We start from the raw sequence: 19,454 nt of genomic DNA, 5'->3' as shown, positions 1-19,454 counted from the left end.
GGGGTGTAGGGTGTAGGGTGTGGGGTGTAGGGGGTAGAGTCGGGGGCGATCGCAAGTGCTTAGAGTCGATTAGAGCCAGTGGGGTGAGAGGTTCTTCTACTGATGACTCGAATCCACATCACGACCCGGACTTTCAAGTATCCTTAACCCGAACTGACGTTAATTAATCGCTCAAATGCTTTGCCCCTACAGTTCCCTCTCACAAGTCCGTCCGAAGCGTTCTAGCCGTTCTCGCGCGGCATCGCGGATCTGGGATTGGGTTTCATCAGCCAGTTCGATCGCCTGACAGTCAAATTCACTAGCTTGTCGGGGTAGGGCTAAGAAATTGCCGTACAGCCTGCCCAGTCCGGCATAAATCGGAGCGGTTGCCACGCGGCTGGCTGCGGCGTCTTCTAAATGTCTCACCGCTGCGGCGATCGCGCCGTTTTCGACGTAGAGGGAGGCGATCGCTAAGGCTTTAGCTGTGGCATCGAGATTCTGTTGTTCGATTCGATCGCGATCGGCTAGGATTTGTTGGATGCGATCGGTCTCGAGCAATCGGAAGCCCACACCGCCAGGAATACGTTCGGTTTGAGATGAGGCCCCGGTATCCGTTTCCACCATCAGCAGATACTCGGCTTCGGGTTGGAGTGAGGGCGCATCGGCTGGATAATCGATCGCTGTTTCGGGGGTAGATTGACTCCACAGCTTGCGGAACGTACCCGCAGCCTCGTCGATTTCGAGCAAACTGACGATGTAGCGGGTTGCCCCTTCGACTCGATTCCAGCGAAATGAGGGGCGATCTTTTAATAGATAGGTGCGGCGTGGGCTAATAATGTAGGGAATATCGGAGATTTCTTCAATCTCGCCCCGAGTCGGACATTGATACAGATGAGGATCGCATTGGCGAGAACTCGGACAATGGATCAGATCGGGGCGACACTCGTTTTCCGCTTGGCTGGGACACTCGTAAATTTCGGGATCGCAGTCCCATGCCTGAAGGTTGGGTCTAAGTTGAGTGGATCTGTTCTGTGTGAAGTGAACGATCTCGATCGCTGCGGGTCGGATCTCTCGACGAAAACCCAGTTTAGAACTGGGCAGAATGAGAATCGTACTCAGCCCCATGGAGCTGGCTAGCGTGGGTGTGAATTTCATGGCTTAACCGTTGCTGTGCTTGAATCTGGCAGTCGTGATGTTCTGGAAATACTTCACCTTTCCCCAGTAAACCCATCCAGACATAGGTGTTGTCCCAAAAAACCCCCGCCTCCTGCGGCTTTTCCCGAGCTTCGAGAACCCGCGCTAAGAAACAATGAGCCACGGCCATATCTTCGTCGATGGAAATTGCCTCGCGCAGAACGGCTTCCGCGTCTGCGTATCGCCTTTGCTCGAAGTACACCCAGCCCTGATTTTTCAAACACGCGGCGCGGACGGCATCGTACTCGCTACGCTGCAAACATTGAGATATTGCCGTCAAAGCACCGGGATAGTCGCCATCGAGAATTTGCAGGCGGGATGCTTCGGCGTACCCTTCTGGTAATCCCCGTAAAGCGGCTTGACGATAGGATGCGATCGCTCGATCGCGATCGCCGATTTCTTTGAACAGCCACCCTCGGTTGTAATGAGCGGGGGCAAATCCGAGGTCGAAGAATGTTGCAGTTTGGTAGAGCGTTTGGGCGATCGGAAATCGATCTCGTCGGTGGTGGGACATTCCCAGGCGGTTGGCAACCGAAGCCATCGTTGTGCCGAGAGACCAATAGGCGATCGCGCACGCGAGCAAAATTGTCAATGTCACAGGTACGCTCGGGAAAACCTGGGTTGTGGTTTGGGGCCAAGTGAGGGTGGGATAGGCCGCTGGATTTTGGAAGACGACGGGGAGTAAGCTTGCGCCGGGATACTGATTTTCTAGCGTTTCTAACCGCTCCCGAGCTTCCCGCACCGCTAAGCAGACCGTTTTGCCACGGGCGACGGCTTGCAAACAGTTTTTTAGGAACTGGTGAGCGACGCGGTCGGGAACTGAATCTCGAAAAACGATGATTTGAGGAACGTTCAATTCTGCGAGATCCCACGCCAACCCCATGCCATCGCAAGAGCTAAAAATTGCCAGTTTTAAGCCCCGTTCGATCGCACAAATCAAGGCGTTTTCTAATTCAGTCAGGGTTAAACTCTCCCCTTGGGAATTCAGGTAAATTCGACCCTCGCCGTTCTCGCTTTGACTGTGTCCGGCAAAAAAGAGAACGTCCCAGTTGTTCGCCCAAATCGACTCATGAAGTTGACAACAAGTGGGTTCGACTAAAGATTCAACTCGGGCATGGGGTAATTGCTCGATCGAGCTTAGATCGGTCTGAATCTCGATATTGGTCGAGTTGCCCAGAATCGCTAGAATTTTGACTTCGATCGGGCTTTCCGTTCGGGGATTCGTTGGCTCAGTTGCAGCTATCCGCTCGTATTCTGAAAAACTGAAGACAATTCCGGCTTTTCGGTAGTCTTGATAGAAGTCCCAAAATTCCCACAAGACTTGATGCATTTGCCGATCGGATGCTTGGATAATAATTTGTATTTCATCCCGAAGGTCAAGCCGGGTTCGCAATCTCTGCTCGATTATCAGAAATGAATCTGAATGTAGCCAACGGTTTAATTCGGCGGCTAATTGTTCCTGGAGGCGATCGAATTCCGAACGAGAAAACCGGATGCCTTGCGACTCATCTTCATCACCCACTTGAATCCGACACCTCAAATTTTGATAATAAGATTGGTAGGAAACTCGAAAAGACTCGTGCAGCTCGAATAAATTAGGATTGGCCGGCAAGCTCCCTTGTAATCTCAGGCTTTCTGTGCCATTTTCATCCCGCAATTGAATCTCTATCCTCGAACAACCGATGATTAAATTTCCGTCGTTGAGATTCATGACGATCGTCTTCATAGAAACCTCAAGATAAATCTAAGTTTCAGCCTATTTTTCAGATAACGAACTCTTCAGAAATGTGAATATTTCCTAGTGAAACCTGAAGGCGAAACCGCTCTTGTAACTCTCCGGTAAAACGGGGCAGTTGAATAAAATTGTCTTGGTTCTGAGATTCAATTTCTCGGAGAATATTCCCCGTTTCGTCGATTAACCCAAACTTAAGGCGATCGGGCAAAACAGCATCGCGATCGATGGGTTGTACCTGGGTGCGAACCGCCAACCGACCGTTTTCTTTGAGCGAAATTGCCACCAGCAAAGCAATTTCCCTTGTTCCCGACTGTCCCTTCAGCGAAATTCGTTTGAACCGCTTAACAGTTCGATCCTGTCTCAGCACAGACGAATCTCGTAAATTTAAGGAGAGTTTAAGAGATTGTACACCGATCAGTGTTTCTACGGATTGCCAAGTTGCCTCGAATTTATTTTCTAACCATCGACTCAACACCGTCGGCGACTTAGCACAAGGGCTTAATTCTAGTGATTCTTCCATCTCTCGCGGGGATGCAGACAACCTTTCCGGGCCTCCCATCTGCTTAACAAATCGTTGAGTTGCATACTGCATTACCATTGTTGAAAGCGTAAATCGAGATTCCCCTTCGAGTTTCTCGGTTGCCAGCAGCGATCGCCTCTCCAGGGATGCCAGTGCGGCCAACAGCTCGCCTTCAGGTAAGGTTAACTTATCCCTAAGCGTGGTAAATGAAAGCGACTCCGGTTCGACAACTAGGTGGTAGAGGATTTCTTCTTCAATGACTGAGAGTCGATCGAACGTGCGATCGAGTCGGGAATTGATATCTCCAAAGATGAGCGTGTCTCGCTCTAAAAACTCCGTGATATTACCGTGAAATAATTGACGAACGATCGTTGCCACCATCTTTAATACTGCGGGATTGCCTTGATAGCGATCGATTAAATCCCGCCAGCTTGATTCCCCCACCAACCCCTCGGCTTGCAACAGTTCCCTGGCTGCGGCTTCCGACAATCCCGACAGTTCCAACTCGCGCACCGGAGAGGTTGTACCTTCGAGGGTGATGACGTTTCCCGGTATTTCCAAACCCACCAGAATCAGACAGCTTTGATGGGTTTCTTCGCCAATGCGTTGGAACAGTTTGCCATAATCTTCGTAGCCTTCTCGGTACTCTCCCGCAAGTCGATCGGTTTTCAGAATGGCATCCACGCCGTTGAGAACCAGTAGATGGCGCTGGCATCGCCATTGCTGCATCAGTTCTTCCTCGGTTGCCGGTGACGTGTCGGATTTTAACCTTAAATTTAGCATAACTTTATCGAGATTTGGCGCAAAAGTTAAGGAACGCCACATTACTCGATCGAATCGATCTCCAATGCGATCGACGAGTTTTCTCACCAAAGCCGTTTTTCCCATGCCGCTGAGTCCCCGAACCGCAACCAGTCGGCAGTTATCCTGAAGTATCCACCCTGTCAGGGTTTCGAGTTCTGAGGTGCGATCGAAAAAGATCGGAACTTCCGGTGCATCCCCCCAATCAATGCTGGGTTGTCGGGGTGCTGGCGGTGACTCCAAAGAATGCTGCGATCGTTCTAGTACCAACCGAAAGTTCGTTTTGCTCACGGATTTACCCAATGCTTTCGACAACCGCTTCCAAAGCCGAGGGCCGACATCCCGCGAGAGGTAATTCTCGCTGTAGTCTGGGGAGGCTGCTGCCATTTGCGGATAGGTCATCCCCTGCCAAATCCCTTCCAGAATGACGATCTCCGGCGCGCTCAGAGGTTTATCGTCGTTGGTGAAGAGGATGATATTCGATCGTTGGATGGCAGTGTCAAAATCCATAAGCGTGGTGGTGAGAAAACCTTACCTTTAGCAAAATAAACAGAATAACTTAATCAAAAATGTCAGTCAATTGGCGCTCTAAACTTATGCTTCATTGTTTAGACCGATCTACCCTAAACATAGGTTTGAAATATGAAACTACAATCAAACATTCTTCTTTCCTTGTCTTATGGCTGGAGTGGTTTGATTGGCTAGTGCAGAGGACAGCATTCGAGCGTTGAATGGCGGTGTCGAAATCCACCAGTGTGGTTGTGAGAAAACCTTATCTTTAGAAGAATTCACAGAACAATACAACCATAACAGTAGGTTTTTGTTATGTTATAGTGATATAGCAGTCGCCATGTTGGGCGCGGACAACACCGGACAATTGTGTAATTAACCCGCACCGCAATCAATCTTTCCCAGCTTCACAAGTGTCCGCGCTTGCTATGACGATTGCCATAACATTCGATCGAATAACGATAGTTCAGAGACTTAGTACATCAATATGTATCCTTATATTTCCATAACAGTATTAGAAAAATTTATCAGTGACGAACTTGAGAAGACAGCCAAACCCCTGACCTCTACCGAACGGGGAGTACTTCGGGGAACCCTGGAAAATCAGACCTACGAGCAAATGGCCCAAAACTTAGATCGAACGTACAACTATATTTCGGTGAATGTAGGGCCTCGCTTGTGGAAGAAAATTTCAGCAGCGTTGGGGGGAGTGAAGATTAACCGACGCAATGCGAAGCGCGAAATGGAAAAAGCGTATCGCGATCGAACCGCTGGTGCCCACCCGGATGGTTCTCGGGTCATCATTGAGTTGCTCGATCCGCCCGATCCCACTATTTTGAATGACATTCTCCACATTTTGACCCAGAAAGCCGGTCTCAAGTGGAAAATTAACCACCTCGAATCGTGAATCGAGTTTTTCAAAAAACGATCGCTTTCGATCGTCTTCCAGATCGTGGGGATAATATCAAGTTCGGTTAAACACTTACAATTCAGGTTTGAGTGAGCTTCGGGGGCGAAGGGGGCGAAGGGGAGAAGACCTCAGCAACATTACACAATTTTCAGGTGTTGTCCGCGCCCGCCCTGGCAGTTGCTATAAAATCGATCGCATCTGCCGCAAATACCAAAAACCGGCACTGCCACAACTCCAACAGCGCCGGTTCGATTGAATCTAGAAGATTTTAACTCTGGGTCACCGCTTCCTGATCCCGAGCCAGGAACTTCTCCAACTCTGTTAGCGCATCCGCATCCACCTTCGTCTGCATCGGGCAGAATTTAGGTCCGCACATCGAGCAGAACTCCGCTGTTTTGTAGATATCGGCCGGTAGGGTTTCGTCGTGGTACTCGCGAGCGCGATCGGGATCGAGGGATAGCTCGAACTGGCGGTTCCAGTCGAAATTATACCGAGCTGCCGACAATTCGTCATCGCGATCGCGCGCCCCCGGACGGTGACGGGCGATATCGGCAGCGTGGGCGGCAATTTTGTAGGCAATCAAGCCATTGCGCACGTCTTCGGCATTGGGCAATCCCAGGTGTTCCTTGGGTGTCACGTAACACAGCATCGCCGTCCCGTGCCAACCGGCGATCGCCGCCCCGATCGCCGACGTAATATGGTCGTAACCGGGGGCAATATCCGTCACCAACGGCCCCAAAACGTAGAAAGGCGCTTCCGAGCACTCTTCCATCTGCTTTTTGACGTTGAACTCAATTTGGTCCATGGGCACGTGTCCGGGCCCTTCTACCATCACCTGCACGTCATGTTCCCAGGCGCGGCGGGTCAGTTGACCGAGGGTTTTCAGTTCCGCCAACTGCGCTTCATCGGAGGCATCGTGGGTGCAACCGGGACGCAGGGAATCCCCCAAACTGAAGGAGACATCGTACTTTTTAAAAATTTCGATGATGTCGTTGAAATGGGTGTAGAGGGGGTTTTGCTTGTGGTGGTGCAACATCCACTTGGCAATAATCCCGCCCCCGCGCGAGACGATGCCGGTGATGCGGCTGCGCACTTTGGGCAAATGTTCGATCAGGATACCCGCATGGATGGTCATGTAATCGACCCCCTGCTGGGCGTGCTTTTCGATGATGTGGAGGAAGTCCTCGGGGGTGAGGTTTTCGATGTTGCCATGCACGCTTTCTAACGCTTGATAGATGGGAACCGTGCCGATGGGAACGGGGGAAGCGTTGATAATCGCCGTGCGGATTTCATCGAGATTGCCCCCGCCGGTGGATAAATCCATCACCGTATCCGCACCGTATTTCACCGCTAGGTTCAGCTTTTCTACCTCTTCGTTAATATCGGAAGAGTTGGGAGACGCGCCGATATTGGCGTTGACTTTGCATTTGGAGGCGATACCGATTGCCATCGGTTCGAGGTTGGTGTGGTTGATGTTGGCGGGAATAATCAACCGTCCCCGCGCCACTTCCTCGCGAATTAAGTCCACCGGCAGGTTTTCCCGCTGGGCGACGTAGTGCATCTCTTCGGTCAGCAGACCCTGACGCGCGTAGTACATCTGGGAGACGTTGGCTTGTCCCCGGCGCTTAGCAACCCATTCTGTTCGCATATGTCGTATCCTCAATTAACAGCTTCCCTCCGCCGGTATTAGCCGGACTCAGGTTCTAAGGGTGTAATCTCAGCCCGATGGCGCGGGCACCCCTAGCTCGATCGTTGAATTCTACCGCGTCGATCGAGATGGGAGAATTGGTCGATCGTAATTCGTAATTTTCTGTAATTTAACGTCAGTTTTGGAACGGGGAACGGGGAATGGGGAATGGGGAATAGGGAATAGGGAATGGGGAATAGGGAATAGGGAACGGGGAATGGAAAAAAACGATTTCGCGTTATCCCCTAGAACAAAGCGATCGTCGTTTCGATCGACAAGTTTTAGAATTGTCAATGTTAGAGTCTTCTAAAATCGATTGCCTCCCTTGATATGACTCCTCTTCTCCCCCAATTTCAGATTATCGAAGAAACGGAAACTCGACTCGTTTGCTATAAAACGCGCGGTCTACTCTCCAATCTTTTTTTGATGTTCTGTATGGCTTTTTTTGGGGGAATCCCGTTGGGGTTGCTGGTGCTTATTTCCTCGGAATATGGAATCATGACCCTATCGTGCGATCGCATCGAATCCCAACTCGTTGATTGCCGCCTCTCCCAATCTGAATATCTCGGTTTTGTCGAAAGGGTTAAAGATAAACCTGTCGATAGCGTTGTCGATGCCCAATTCAAATCGGCAGAATGGTTAAATGGAGAAGGAGGCGGTACTCGCAAAGTTTGGGTCTCTCTAATTACCCAATCGGGAAGCGAGCGCTTGTTTGAAACTCGATATGCGATCGAGTCGGGATATACTCCCTCTTTTCACGTAGAATTTATCGAAACCTTCAAAAGCTTTATTTATTCCCAAGAGTCATCGTTTTATTTTCAGGAAGATACGCGCTTTAGTGGCGGATTTTGGGGAGGCGTTCCTCTCTTTCTACTTTATCCCCTCGTTGCAGTTTTTGTAATTTACATTGCGATGCGATCGCAAACGATTATTTTCGACAAAGAGAACGATCGATATACTCGTCGGATTAAAACGGTTTTGGGAACTCGCACCCAAACCTATCCCCTCAACGATATTTCCTCAATTCAAGTGAAAGAGTTTCGCACTCGTCGTTTTGGGAAACAATATCAGTTAACGATCGCGCCTCACGCCGGTAAAGCCTATAAATTTCCAGGAATCAGGAACCCGAAATGGGTTCGAGAGATAGCCGATCGAATGCAGACGTTCCTCGGTTTGGTTGAATACTAAGTTACCGTAGTTAGACGGGTTTGGTTACAGCCGTTTTCGCAGGTTATATCAAGTTCGGATAATCACTGACAAAAAGCACGATTGTGCTGAATCTCTCCCCCAGCTTCCTCAGCTCCCCCTGCTCATTTCACGGTGAACTATAAGTATTCAACCGAACTTGATACTATAGACTCCTAGAATCAATATGTAGGGTGGGCAGTTCGATCGCTTGTATCAGAGTGCAACCTCCACACCAAAAACTGCCCACCAATCCCTCCGGGTGTCTACCTTTAGCCAAAAATGCGATCGGTTCGCGTCAATGCTTTCATTTCGACAAACACTCAGAGTCGGAAGGGTTTCTCGATTTCACAAGACTGAATAACCGAACGGATCGGGCAAAATTAAAGAAAAATCAACTCGGGAATCGGACGTTCGTCCATTTTGACGCCGGGGTAGAATGCAGGGTGCGAGCTTATCCAAAATCTAAAATAAGCATTTATTTGGTTTCGATCGAAGGTAAACCCCGGTCGGGGTCATCCTAACAAACCCAAAACTTCACTCATCATCGAGCCACCTGAAACCGTCGGGTGACCAACGCAATACCGCCACCGCGAATCGTCAGGGCCGAAACCCAGTAGGCCCCTTCATCCGATGAAGCCCGCCCGAGTTTGTACACGCCTCCGGCCGGTAAGGCTTCGAGTTCGATAGTGGGAACGTTGAGATATTCTTCCACATCTACGTTTTGTTCCACGGCCGCCCCAATGAGGAAGTCGGTTTCGAGCGGTTCGCGGACGATCGCGTCGAAATTATATCGCGCGCCGGGAAACACCTGTTCTGGGAGAAAGACATCTAAGGTGGGGGGTGCGTCTCCGGAGGTGAGTTGAGATTCTTCGAGGAGAACTTCCTGATAGACGATGCGATCGTTGGCGTAGCGCTGGCGAGACTGCATCGTAGCCTCTAAGGCGAACTCCCGATTGGACAGCGTTTCGATGCCGGTAATATAAGTTGTGGTCTCGGCAACGATCGCTCCAGTTTCATCGGTTTCCCAGGACATTAACTCCGTGCGATAGCTTAGCTCGTCGAAGCGCTGCCAAAACTGCTCTAACGCTTCTTCGAGAGTGTCGCGGGTCAAGCCGTCGGCATGGGTAAAATCTTCGCCGTAAAACTTCAGAACGCCATCCATATCTTCTTGGGAAGCCGCTTCGTCGATTTTTACGAGCAGTTCCTGGAGTTCCGGGGGTGCCGTTTCGGGGGGGTTTGCCCATGCCGGTTCCATCGAAAATCCACCCAGGGCACCGATCGCCAGACCCAGCATCGAAGCCACCCATCGATGGCGACCGGGGCGGAACCGGCTGCTAAAATTCGATCGAGAACTTCCGAAATTCCAGGAAAAGCCAGTGGAGTTACCCATTGAGTGATACGTTGTGTATTTGACTCTCATTATCATAGCGGAGCAGATCGGCTAGTGGCAGATACCTCAAATTCGACACAAACCCCGAAGCGTTTGCTCGTCGCGGCTAGCGGTACGGGCGGTCATTTATTCCCCGCGATCGCCACTGCCCGACAACTGAGCGACTATCACATCGAGTGGTTGGGAGTTCCCCACCGCTTGGAAACCAAACTCGTGCCCGACGACTATCCCCTTCAGACGATCGATGTCGATGGGTTTCAGCAACGTTTGGGTTTGGGAACCCTCAAAGTTTTTGCTCGGTTAACTGGGGCGATTCTCACCTGCCGCCAACTGCTCGCGCGGGGAAAATTTCAGGGCGTCTTCACCACTGGGGGTTATATTGCCGCCCCCATTACCCTCGCCGCCAGAACGTTGGGATTACCGGTGATTCTCCACGAATCGAATGCCATGCCGGGGAAAGTGACTCGCTGGTTGGGGCGCTGGTGTAGTACCGTTGCCGTTGGATTCGATCGCGCCGCCGAATATCTCAACAATGCCAAAACTCTCTGCGTCGGTACTCCCGTTCGCCCGGAATTCCTCGCTGAAGCCACCTGCGATTTGCCCGTTCCCCCGGATGTTCCCCTGATTGTAGTGGTGGGGGGTAGCCAAGGAGCGGTGGCGGTGAACCAGTTGGTGCGTCAGTGCGCCCCGGCGTGGTTTGAGGCGGGGGCTTGGATCGTGCATCTCACCGGAGATAATGACCCCGATGCCTTGAGTTTGTCCCATCCGCAGTACCTGGCGATGCCCTTTTATAACCAGATGGCAGGATTGTTGCAACGAGCAGATTTAGCCATTAGCCGTTCCGGGGCGGGAACCCTCACCGAGTTAGCCGTCACCCGCACTCCGGCGATTTTGATTCCCTATCCCTACGCCGCCGACGACCATCAGTTTTATAATGGCGATATCTTTGCTAAAACCGGCGCGGCGATGATGTTTCGCCAGGAGGAGCTGACACCGGAATTACTCGATAAGCAAGTGTTGGGGCTACTTGCCGATCGCGATCGACTCTCGCAAATGTCGGAGAAAATGGCGCAGATGGCCGTTCCCGACAGTGCCGATCGATTGGCCCGGTTGGTGCGAGACTGGGTGGAAGAGTGCAATGGACAATTGACAATTGACAATTGACAATGGGTCAGTTGCGACGCTCTTCCCCTCTAGAGGGCAAAGCATTTGGATATATAGCCTTACGTATTTAGGTTAGGACAGAGCGAGCAGATTGGCGATAGTTTAGACTCTTGTTAAATATGGGTTTGAGCCTAGAGAGGTTCATCCTCACTGATGTCCTAACGCATTTGTGTAGTGCTAGATTGGGTTTCGTTTGTTGTAGAGTTTATTGCCCAAATACTTATTGTCGGTTTTGACGGAAGTTAAAAACACGTGAATTCGGAATAAGCTTAAACCCCGATCTTGCTGTTACTGATTTTAGGTCTCAAACCTGCATGATTTCGTTGAGGCAGTTAAAAATCGACTCTTAACCCGAACTGACGTTAGAAACCATTTCGTGTTAGTTTTTCCCTTTCACATTCCTGCGTCACTACTATTGCGATAACAAGATATGTTGAAAATTGTCGGTACCACGCAAGCTGCGAAAATATTAAACATCTCCACCGCTCGATTGCGAGTCCTCCTCAAATCGGGTCGAGTCAGAGGTGCTTACAAAACCGGTAGAATCTGGTTGATGCCTCTGTTTGCGGGTCAACCCATCATCGATCGATGCGATCGGGGTCCGAAGCCAACTTGGCGCGTGCGCAGAAAACCCGCGAAAACCATCGTCCACGTGAACTCTCACATCATTAGCCACAATCAAAAGACCCAAGAACGGCTGCCCGTGATTACCGTCAAAAAGGGCGATTCCAATATTTACGGGCATCAAGTGGAAATCCCCGGAGGCTGTCGGGTGGTGTATTCTCCCAAGAGTCGGTGCGGTGGAGCCAAGGTCTGGATTGAAAGTTTTTATGATGTGAAGGTCATTTCTTGGGAATGATGGGGAAGGCTCCAGAAGAACCTCCTTGACCCATGTTGGGATTCGATCGAACTTTTGCCTTGATTGTTGTCGCCATCGCCCTGATGCTCGTGCTTTGGGGTCGCCTTGACCGAGCGCCGGCTCCCATCGAATCGAGTTCGGTATTTGCCCTCGACTCGGGGGATTTAAGCGGGCATTGGATCGTCAGTGCCGATCGCGCCCGAGGTTTAATCGAGGCGGGGGCAACCCTGCTCGATGCTCGATCGTCTCGATTTCCTCCCATTCCCGGCGCAGTTCCCGTACGGTGGCAGGATTTCTCCCAACCCGACAATCCCGATCGCGGCAAACTCCTCGCAGACGATCGCCTTTTAACGGAGAAACTGCGGGAAATCGGCATTTTCAACCATCGACCGGTCGTTGCCATCGGCGATCCGATTCGGGGGTGGGGGGAAGAAGGACGCATCGTCTGGATGCTGCGCAGTTTGGGACACTCGCAAGCGGTATTGGTCGATGGCGGCGCGGCGGCTTTGGCGCAGTTGGATGTGCAGGCAACAAAATCTTCGGCTGGGGACTTTACCATCGAACGCCGAGAACTTTGGAGTATCGATCGCGAAACCTTGCATCGGGGATTGGAACGGGAAAATTGGGTCGTTATCGATACCCGCGAACCCCGCGAATATGCGGGAGAAACCCCCTACGGCGAAACGCGCGGCGGTCGGATTCCCGGTGCGGTGCATCTGTATTACAAAACCCTGATGGACGATCGGGGGAAGTTATTCGATCGCCCAACGATTCTCTCTATGTTGCGAGAAAAAGGGATTACTCCTGAATCGAGGGCGATCGCCTATTGTACCGGTGGGGTGCGATCGGCTTGGCTGACAGCTGTATTGGTGGATTTGGGATTTGAGGTGAAGAACTACCCGGGTTCGATGTGGGAATGGTCGGCGGATGAGGCGTTGCCGATGGAGCGATCGTCTTTGCCAACTTTGATGACTAAGGTTCGATCGATAATTTCGACATCGTAAATCTTGCCCATGACAGCTATAATTTTTTCGGACTTTGGTGTTCCTCGCTCGGGTCGATCGTTTTCTGAATACCGATCCCAAAACTGTTCTATCCCGAATAAAGTTAAAAATAGATCGTTGGTCTGCAAAGAGTATTCGTAAAACTCAGTCTAGATTGAGAGAAGCTTCAGAGCAATTTTTCTCAATACCGAATCCAAAAAATCGTTAAAATCTTCATCTCCCTCTTTGTTAGGATAGAGAACTGTTTCTCGAATCTTAATCTGCTCTTCACGTTTTACAATCGTCCAGAGACCATGTGTGGTAAAAATAGCATCTCTTCCTTTAAATGAAGGATAATTTATGTTTTTTTGAAAAATACCATTTTCTTGAATTTCTAAATAAGTATATTTCGTTTCACTGTCATAATACCTAGCAAAATAAGGATAAACCCATCCAATATAAAATTCTGGATGCCGTCGATATTTATTAATTGGCTTTCCTTGCAAGTAAATATTATTGATTTCTGCACTGCTTAATCTGAGTTCGAGATTTAATTTTTCATCTTTTGAAGCTAACTCTATGAAACGATCGACTTTATTTTTGCTGTTCGAGTAATCTTCTAAAGAAGTTGGATGTACGGGGAAATTTTCTAATCGTTTCGGTAGCTTATATCCTTTCCACAAAGCTAGACGAAGGGTGATATTGGAAAATACGGTTCGGAAGTGAATAATCCAAGAGGCTGGTATGAGTAAGATTAAAGGTTTAAGCTCGCCATTTCCTGGGTTTGAATCGAAGAATATAACAACTAAAACGATAATTATCACACTCATTTGTTTCTGTTACCCCTAAAATGAATATAGACTAAAATATTTTGGTCTCGATCGCACAGAGCGCAGATAACTTGAAAAAAGTATCGACATCGAGCGAAATTGTTCCATTACATATCGATTAGACATCTGGTGGCAATAAAAAATTAGATCGATGTCTATACCGAAATTATAAATTTCTTCTCCCTTAACCTTTTTCCATTTTCAACCAGATATCTATGATGAACAAACTCGAACAAGCCCAACAAACCTATCAAGCCTTTCCCGATCGATTTCAAAGCCTAATTTTAAGTACCGTCAGTCCGGAAGGCATTCCCAACGCCAGTTACGCCCCCTTCGTCCGAGATGCCGACAAAAACTTCTATATTTACGTCAGCGGTTTATCCACCCACACCCAAAATCTACACGCCAACCCGATCTCCAGTATTCTCCTGATTGAAGACGAAGCCCAAACCACCCAAATCTTCGCCCGTCAACGACTGACCCTCGATTGTACGGCGATGTTACTCGATCGAGAAAGCGAAAATTGGACGCAAATCGCCGATCGCTTTACCGATCGCTTCGGGGAAATCGTCGGTGTCCTGCGAGGTTTAGCCGACTTCCGCATCTTCCAACTCACCCCCACCGGAGGACGCTTCGCCATCGGTTTCGGTGCCGCCTACCAAATCGATCCCGAAAATCTCGATCGCCTCACCCACATCAAAGGGTAATTGAAGAGTTTGGGATTTTTCTCCCCCCGCTCACATCCACCGGAGTCTAAAAATATACCTTTGTAAACTGCCTCTCTCCTAAGAAACACCCACTCAAACCCCTATAGTTGAAGGATTTTCCTCGAAGTATTTCTTCCCTCCTCGACTGACACATTCGTACTCGTCCTCACCGCGTCCGGAGCGTCCGGAGCGTCACCGTATAGCTAAGCGCAGGGGGCTTAGGACACTCAATTGGCGACCACTTTTGCATGACCCATTTGGGGTTTGTGCGTGAATTTTTGAGCGATGGAGTGCATCCCAATTTATTCGTCCTAACTGCTATGCGCTTAGCTATATCAGTCAAATGCTGCCCACAGTCACTGTTGGGTATGATGTTAAAATACCAATCCCCCTCACCTTGGGTGAAATTGCCCCCGGCTTATGTCAGAGCTTGACCCGAAAATCCTTTTTCCCTTCCCCCTCGACGAATTTCAGTACGAAGCGATCGCTGCCCTCAACGCCGGAAAATCCGCGATCGTCTGCGCCCCAACCGGGTCGGGAAAAACTCTGATCGGAGAATATGCCATCCATCGCGCCCTATCTCGGGGACGGCGCGTATTCTACACCACCCCCCTCAAAGCCCTCTCCAACCAAAAACTGCGAGACTTCCGCCGCCAATTCGGGGACGAGAAAGTGGGACTGCTCACCGGGGATATCTCCATCAATCGGGATGCACCGGTCCTGGTAATGACCACGGAAATTTTCCGCAATATGCTCTACGGCACCCCCATCGGCGAAGTCGGCACCTCCGTGATGGGGGTAGAAACGGTGGTGCTCGACGAATGCCACTACATGAACGATCGGGCGCGGGGAACGGTGTGGGAAGAATCGATTATCTACTGCCCTCCCGACATTCAACTGGTGGGTTTATCGGCCACCATTGCCAACAGCGACCAACTCACCGACTGGATCGGGGAAGTCCACGGCCCCACCGAACTCATTTATTCCGATTTTCGCCCCGTCCCCCTCGAATTTAGCTTCTGCAACACCAAAGGACTCTTCCCCCTCCTCAACAAGCAAAAAACCAAAATCAACGCCAAGTTGCAACCCAAACCGGGACAGCCCAAACGCAAGGGAAAACGCCCCGACCCCCTCGCCATTAGCTACGTTCTCGCCAAACTGCGCAAGCAAGATATGCTGCCGGCGATTTATTTTATTTTCAGCCGTCGGGGGTGCGATCGCGCCGTCAAAGAAGTGGGCAACCTGACCCTCGTCAACGAATACGAAGCCCAGCAACTGCGCGAGCAAATCGATGCCTTCGTCGCCCGCAACCCCGAAGCCGTTCGCCCGGAACAACTCGACCCCCTCTATCGGGGAGTTGCCGCCCACCACGCGGGGATCCTACCGGCATGGAAAGGGTTAGTGGAACAGCTTTTCCAACAAGGCTTAATTAAAGTCGTATTTGCCACGGAAACCCTCGCCGCCGGGATTAATATGCCCGCCCGCACCACGGTCATTTCTAGCCTCTCCAAGCGCACCGACGAAGGACACCGCTTGCTCAAAGCCTCGGAATTTTTGCAAATGGCCGGACGGGCGGGACGGCGGGGAATGGACGAGCGGGGGTACGTGGCGACGGTGCAAACTCCCTTTGAAGGGGCAAAAGAAGCCGCTCACCTGGCTCTAGCAACGGCAGATCCCCTGGTGAGTCAGTTTGCCCCCACCTACGGTATGGTACTGAATCTGCTGCAAACCCACACCCTCGACGAAGCCAAGGATTTGGTCGAACGCAGTTTCGGTCAGTATTTAGCCACCCTGGATCTCAAACCCCAACAACGGGCGATCGCCGATTTAGAAGCGGAACTGGCAACGGCCCGATCTTGGTTGGAAAATGTCGATCGCGATGTGCTCAAAAACTACGAAAAATTAAACGAACGCCTCAAAGAAGAACGGCGCATCCTCAAAACCCTGCGCCGTCAAGCTAACGATGTGCAGCAGAAATCCTTGGTGATGGCTCTCAATTTCGCCGTCTCCGGTAGCATTCTCAGCCTCAAGACTCAGCGGGGGAAGGCTTCCGAACCCCTACCGGCCGTGTTGGTGAGCAAAACCAAAGGATCGGGACAAGCACCCTATCTGGTCTGTTTGGGGCAAGATAACCGCTGGTACGTAGTGGCGACCAAAGATGTGGTGAGTTTGCACGGGGAATTTCCTCGGTTGCAGGGGGTGGATGCGATCGAACCGCCACCGGATATGCCCCTCAAACCCGGACGTTCTCGCCAGGGGAACCCGGAACTCGCCCCTCTGGTCGGTCGCATCCCACCCGTGCCACCTCCGGAAAAAGCCCCGGAAGTCGATCGCTGGTTGGAACGAGTCGAGGAACTCGAAACCGAACTCAAAGAACACCCCGCCCGCCAGTGGGGCGATCCGATTTCGCTGCTCAAACGAGATAAACGAGTCGAGCGATTGCAAACGGAACTCAACGATCGCCAAGCCAAAGTCAAACACAACCTCGCCCGCCACTGGGAAGAGTTTCTCGACTTAATCGAAATCCTCCATACCTTTGGGTGTTTGCAAGACTCCCTCGCTCCCACCCCCCAGGGAGAATCCACCGCCGCCATTCGGGGAGATAACGAACTGTGGCTGGGTTTAGCCCTCACCAGCGGTCAACTCGACGATCTGGCCCCCCACCATTTTGCCGCTGCCTGTGCGTCCCTGGTGACCGAAATTTCCCGTCCCGACAGTTGGACGAATTATGCCGTTTCTCCAGAAGTTTCCGAGGCATTGCGGGGATTGCGGGGAATTCGCCGCCAGTTATTCCAAGTTCAGTACCGCCAGCAAGTGAACCTGCCGGTGTGGCTGGAGCGAGAGTTTTTGGGACTGGTAGAAAATTGGGCCTTAGGGGTGGAGTGGTCCGAACTCTGCGGCAATGCCAGTTTGGATGAAGGAGATATCGTCCGCATTTTACGCCGCACCCTCGATTTCCTCTCCCAAATTCCCCACGTTCCCCATTGCAGCGATTCGATTAAACAAAATGCCTATCGAGCGATGCAACTTATCGATCGCTTCCCGGTGAAAGAAACGAATTAAGTAATAACGCCATGTGCAACTTATACGATCCAAAACCTGACTATACGGGGGGAAAGGGGAAGGGGAAAAGGAGAATTTTTCGACTCGCTCACCATCCTTTCGAGCGCTTAAAGTTGCACACCGAGTAATTCAGTAATCAGTAATCAGTAAGGGAAAATACTAGTTTATTCGAACGTAAAAATAAACCCGTTTAAAGCACTATTAACTTCGTACATTTTACGACTAAATTAATTAGTATAAAGTGTTTTTTTAGTTTGACATTAATTAAAGACCGAACTTTTAAACAGGTGGTTTCACACAATATTTTTTTGGTAAACATAAAAAATAAAATAACTAAAAACAAAAAAAATATCGATTAATATTTTTGTTCGTCTATCCTAATTCGTGTAGAAAATTAAAAATCACTCGAACCACTTTAGATTATAGAGTGCCTAAACAAACGATCGCTGATTACTTATTACTTATCACTGATTACTTTTTCCCCACTCGGAGGCTGCCCACTGAATGGTAAACCAAGCGCACATCGCGATTATCGATCGAGGCGTAACGATATGGAATATTTGGAAACAAGAAAATCTCGCCATTCAAATTGATTTGAACAAGGCCAACTTGACCGATCTCGATCTGAGGGCGATCGATCTCTCTCGGGTGGAGATGATGGGAGCTTCTTTGAGTCGATCGAATCTGAGTGGTGCGAACCTAATGGGGACGAATTTGGCTCGGGCGAACCTTTCTGGGGCGAATTTGAGAGGGGCAGATCTGAGTTGGACCGATTTGAGGGGAGCCAATCTCAGACGCTCGAACTTCGAGCGCGCGCTTTTTCGAGGGGCAACCTTCGGCAACACTCAACTCACCCGTGCGAACTTCCAAGGCGCGGATTTAAGAGGAGCCAACTTGCGATCGGAAAATCTCTCGGGGGCTAACCTTAAGAGCAGCATTCTCTCTCAAACCAATCTCAATGGAGCGGATCTCCATGGTGTCAACCTCATGGGGGTCGATTTGCGTCAAGGGAATCTCAGCGGCGCAAATCTCAGAAATGCCTATCTCTGTCATGCTAACCTCCGAGAAGCGGACTTGAGTAGCGCGTTTTTGAGTCGGGCTTTTTTGGGGAAAGTGGATTTGCAAGAGGTCGATTTGCGGGGGGCTTTTCTCAAAGATGCCACTCTCGAAGGGGCGGATTTGCGGGGGGCGGATTTATCGCTGGCGAACCTGCAAGGGGCGAACTTCCGGGGGGCGAACTTAACCGGAGCAGATTTGAGTGGCGCGCGCGCGTTCGGGGCGAATTTTACGGAGGCAACCCTGACGGGAACTTGTCTCCAAGATTGGCAAACGAATAGCGCCACCCGCCTGAAAGGTAGCATTTGCGAGCACGTTTACCTGCAAAAAGACGCTCGAAAACGATACCCCCACGGAAAAAACTTTGCCCCTGGGGAATTTGCCCGTCAGTTTCAAAAAGTTCGGGAATTACTCGATCTGATGTTTACCCATGGAATTGATTGGCAGGCATTTGCGATCGCCTTTCAAGATTTACAAATCAAATACGGTGACTCGGAAATCTCGATTCAGGCGCTAGAAATGCAAGAAGATGGAACTTTGGCGATCCGCATCTACGTTCCTTCCGAAACCGATCGCGCCGCACTTCTGGCCCGTTTCGAGCGCGATTATCAGGCTGCCATTTCTGCTTTAGATCAACAGTATCGATCGAAATCTCAAGTGGGTGACGAACAAATTCTCCAGTATCGGCAACACAGTACCGATTTATTGGAGTTGGTGAAGTGGGCAAGAGAGCGATCGCCTTTTTAGATTTTAGATTTTAGATCGAGTTCCGATAATCAGACATCCGATCGAAATAAAAACTAAAATCAATTTCGAGACCGAAGTCTCCCTTTCCCCTTCACCCTTCACCTTTAACCCTTTTCCACCAGATGTCTACT

Annotated in this window: 14 protein-coding genes and 1 riboswitch; of the genes, 8 read left to right on the top strand and 6 right to left on the bottom strand. The window is 50.3% G+C overall.

Translation table 11 applies throughout. The features are described from left to right. Positions 1-186: 186 nt before the first annotated feature. The 3 genes from AC2215_RS17340 to AC2215_RS17330 are packed head-to-tail and all read right to left on the bottom strand — an operon-like array spanning position 187 to position 4,739. On the bottom strand, positions 187-1,134 hold the full coding sequence (locus AC2215_RS17340) for a hypothetical protein (protein WP_486811250.1): 948 nt from the start codon (positions 1,132-1,134) through the stop codon (positions 187-189). After that, the gene (locus AC2215_RS17335; protein ID WP_486811249.1) at positions 1,067-2,899 is read right to left on the bottom strand and encodes a CHAT domain-containing tetratricopeptide repeat protein; all 1,833 of its coding nucleotides are present in this window, start codon (positions 2,897-2,899) and stop codon (positions 1,067-1,069) included. Before AC2215_RS17335 ends, AC2215_RS17340 begins: the two co-directional genes overlap by 68 nt. A 37-nt stretch (positions 2,900-2,936) precedes the next feature. Then, entirely contained in the window at positions 2,937-4,739 is a 1,803-nt protein-coding gene (locus tag AC2215_RS17330) for a DUF1822 family protein (protein WP_486811248.1), read from the bottom strand. 487 nt (positions 4,740-5,226) lie between these two features. Between AC2215_RS17330 and AC2215_RS17325 the strand changes: the two genes are divergently transcribed. Then, complete coding sequence (locus AC2215_RS17325; RefSeq protein WP_486811247.1) at positions 5,227-5,646, top strand: helix-turn-helix domain-containing protein; 420 nt, start codon at positions 5,227-5,229, stop codon at positions 5,644-5,646. Positions 5,647-5,917: 271 nt separating this feature from the next. Here AC2215_RS17325 and thiC read toward each other — a convergent pair whose 3' ends face one another. Continuing rightward, positions 5,918-7,297: a phosphomethylpyrimidine synthase gene (gene thiC, locus AC2215_RS17320; RefSeq protein WP_486811246.1), complete on the bottom strand. Its 1,380-nt coding sequence runs from the start codon at positions 7,295-7,297 to the stop codon at positions 5,918-5,920. Positions 7,298-7,304: 7 nt separating this feature from the next. Beyond that, a riboswitch (TPP riboswitch) is annotated at positions 7,305-7,401 on the bottom strand. Between the two features lie 265 nt (positions 7,402-7,666). Between thiC and AC2215_RS17315 the strand changes: the two genes are divergently transcribed. After that, a complete protein-coding gene (locus AC2215_RS17315; protein WP_486811245.1) occupies positions 7,667-8,524 on the top strand; it encodes a hypothetical protein in 858 nt (285 codons plus the stop codon). A gap of 541 nt (positions 8,525-9,065) precedes the next feature. Here the strand turns inward: AC2215_RS17315 and AC2215_RS17310 are convergent. After that, the gene (locus tag AC2215_RS17310) at positions 9,066-9,914 is read right to left on the bottom strand and encodes a nuclear transport factor 2 family protein (protein ID WP_486811244.1); all 849 of its coding nucleotides are present in this window, start codon (positions 9,912-9,914) and stop codon (positions 9,066-9,068) included. 54 nt (positions 9,915-9,968) lie between these two features. On the opposite strand from AC2215_RS17310, the gene murG reads away from it, so the two are divergent. From murG to AC2215_RS17295, 3 genes are all read left to right on the top strand, one after another. Beyond that, the gene (gene murG / locus AC2215_RS17305; RefSeq protein WP_486811243.1) at positions 9,969-11,078 is read left to right on the top strand and encodes an undecaprenyldiphospho-muramoylpentapeptide beta-N-acetylglucosaminyltransferase; all 1,110 of its coding nucleotides are present in this window, start codon (positions 9,969-9,971) and stop codon (positions 11,076-11,078) included. Between the two features lie 430 nt (positions 11,079-11,508). Next, the gene (locus AC2215_RS17300) at positions 11,509-11,937 is read left to right on the top strand and encodes a DNA-binding protein (RefSeq protein WP_486811242.1); all 429 of its coding nucleotides are present in this window, start codon (positions 11,509-11,511) and stop codon (positions 11,935-11,937) included. 32 nt (positions 11,938-11,969) lie between these two features. Continuing rightward, positions 11,970-12,941 carry a sulfurtransferase gene (locus tag AC2215_RS17295; RefSeq protein ID WP_486811241.1) on the top strand — a complete coding sequence of 324 codons (972 nt, stop codon included), beginning with the start codon at positions 11,970-11,972 and terminating at the stop codon, positions 12,939-12,941. A 149-nt stretch (positions 12,942-13,090) separates the two neighbouring features. Here AC2215_RS17295 and AC2215_RS17290 read toward each other — a convergent pair whose 3' ends face one another. Continuing rightward, complete coding sequence (locus AC2215_RS17290; RefSeq protein WP_486811240.1) at positions 13,091-13,744, bottom strand: hypothetical protein; 654 nt, start codon at positions 13,742-13,744, stop codon at positions 13,091-13,093. Positions 13,745-13,965: 221 nt separating this feature from the next. Between AC2215_RS17290 and AC2215_RS17285 the strand changes: the two genes are divergently transcribed. From AC2215_RS17285 to AC2215_RS17275, 3 genes are all read left to right on the top strand, one after another. Then, positions 13,966-14,457 carry a HugZ family pyridoxamine 5'-phosphate oxidase gene (locus AC2215_RS17285; protein ID WP_486811239.1) on the top strand — a complete coding sequence of 164 codons (492 nt, stop codon included), beginning with the start codon at positions 13,966-13,968 and terminating at the stop codon, positions 14,455-14,457. A gap of 420 nt (positions 14,458-14,877) precedes the next feature. Next, on the top strand, positions 14,878-17,520 hold the full coding sequence (locus tag AC2215_RS17280; protein ID WP_486811238.1) for a DEAD/DEAH box helicase: 2,643 nt from the start codon (positions 14,878-14,880) through the stop codon (positions 17,518-17,520). 504 nt (positions 17,521-18,024) lie between these two features. Then, positions 18,025-19,323: a pentapeptide repeat-containing protein gene (locus AC2215_RS17275; RefSeq protein WP_486811237.1), complete on the top strand. Its 1,299-nt coding sequence runs from the start codon at positions 18,025-18,027 to the stop codon at positions 19,321-19,323. The last annotated feature ends 131 nt before the right edge of the window (positions 19,324-19,454 follow it).

Source organism: Zarconia sp. (genome assembly GCF_057467645.1).
Note: the sequence above shows the minus strand (reverse complement) of the source record. Positions and strands in the feature narration are given on the sequence as shown.

Coding starts and splice junctions, on each gene's coding strand:
- AC2215_RS17340 (WP_486811250.1), bottom strand. CDS start 1,134: ATGAAATTCACACCCACGCTAGCCAGCTCCATGGGGCTGAGTACGATT.
- AC2215_RS17335 (WP_486811249.1), bottom strand. CDS start 2,899: ATGAAGACGATCGTCATGAATCTCAACGACGGAAATTTAATCATCGGT.
- AC2215_RS17330 (WP_486811248.1), bottom strand. CDS start 4,739: ATGGATTTTGACACTGCCATCCAACGATCGAATATCATCCTCTTCACC.
- AC2215_RS17325 (WP_486811247.1), top strand. CDS start 5,227: ATGTATCCTTATATTTCCATAACAGTATTAGAAAAATTTATCAGTGAC.
- thiC (WP_486811246.1), bottom strand. CDS start 7,297: ATGCGAACAGAATGGGTTGCTAAGCGCCGGGGACAAGCCAACGTCTCC.
- AC2215_RS17315 (WP_486811245.1), top strand. CDS start 7,667: ATGACTCCTCTTCTCCCCCAATTTCAGATTATCGAAGAAACGGAAACT.
- AC2215_RS17310 (WP_486811244.1), bottom strand. CDS start 9,914: ATGGGTAACTCCACTGGCTTTTCCTGGAATTTCGGAAGTTCTCGATCG.
- AC2215_RS17300 (WP_486811242.1), top strand. CDS start 11,509: ATGTTGAAAATTGTCGGTACCACGCAAGCTGCGAAAATATTAAACATC.
- AC2215_RS17295 (WP_486811241.1), top strand. CDS start 11,970: ATGTTGGGATTCGATCGAACTTTTGCCTTGATTGTTGTCGCCATCGCC.
- AC2215_RS17285 (WP_486811239.1), top strand. CDS start 13,966: ATGATGAACAAACTCGAACAAGCCCAACAAACCTATCAAGCCTTTCCC.
- AC2215_RS17280 (WP_486811238.1), top strand. CDS start 14,878: ATGTCAGAGCTTGACCCGAAAATCCTTTTTCCCTTCCCCCTCGACGAA.
- AC2215_RS17275 (WP_486811237.1), top strand. CDS start 18,025: ATGGTAAACCAAGCGCACATCGCGATTATCGATCGAGGCGTAACGATA.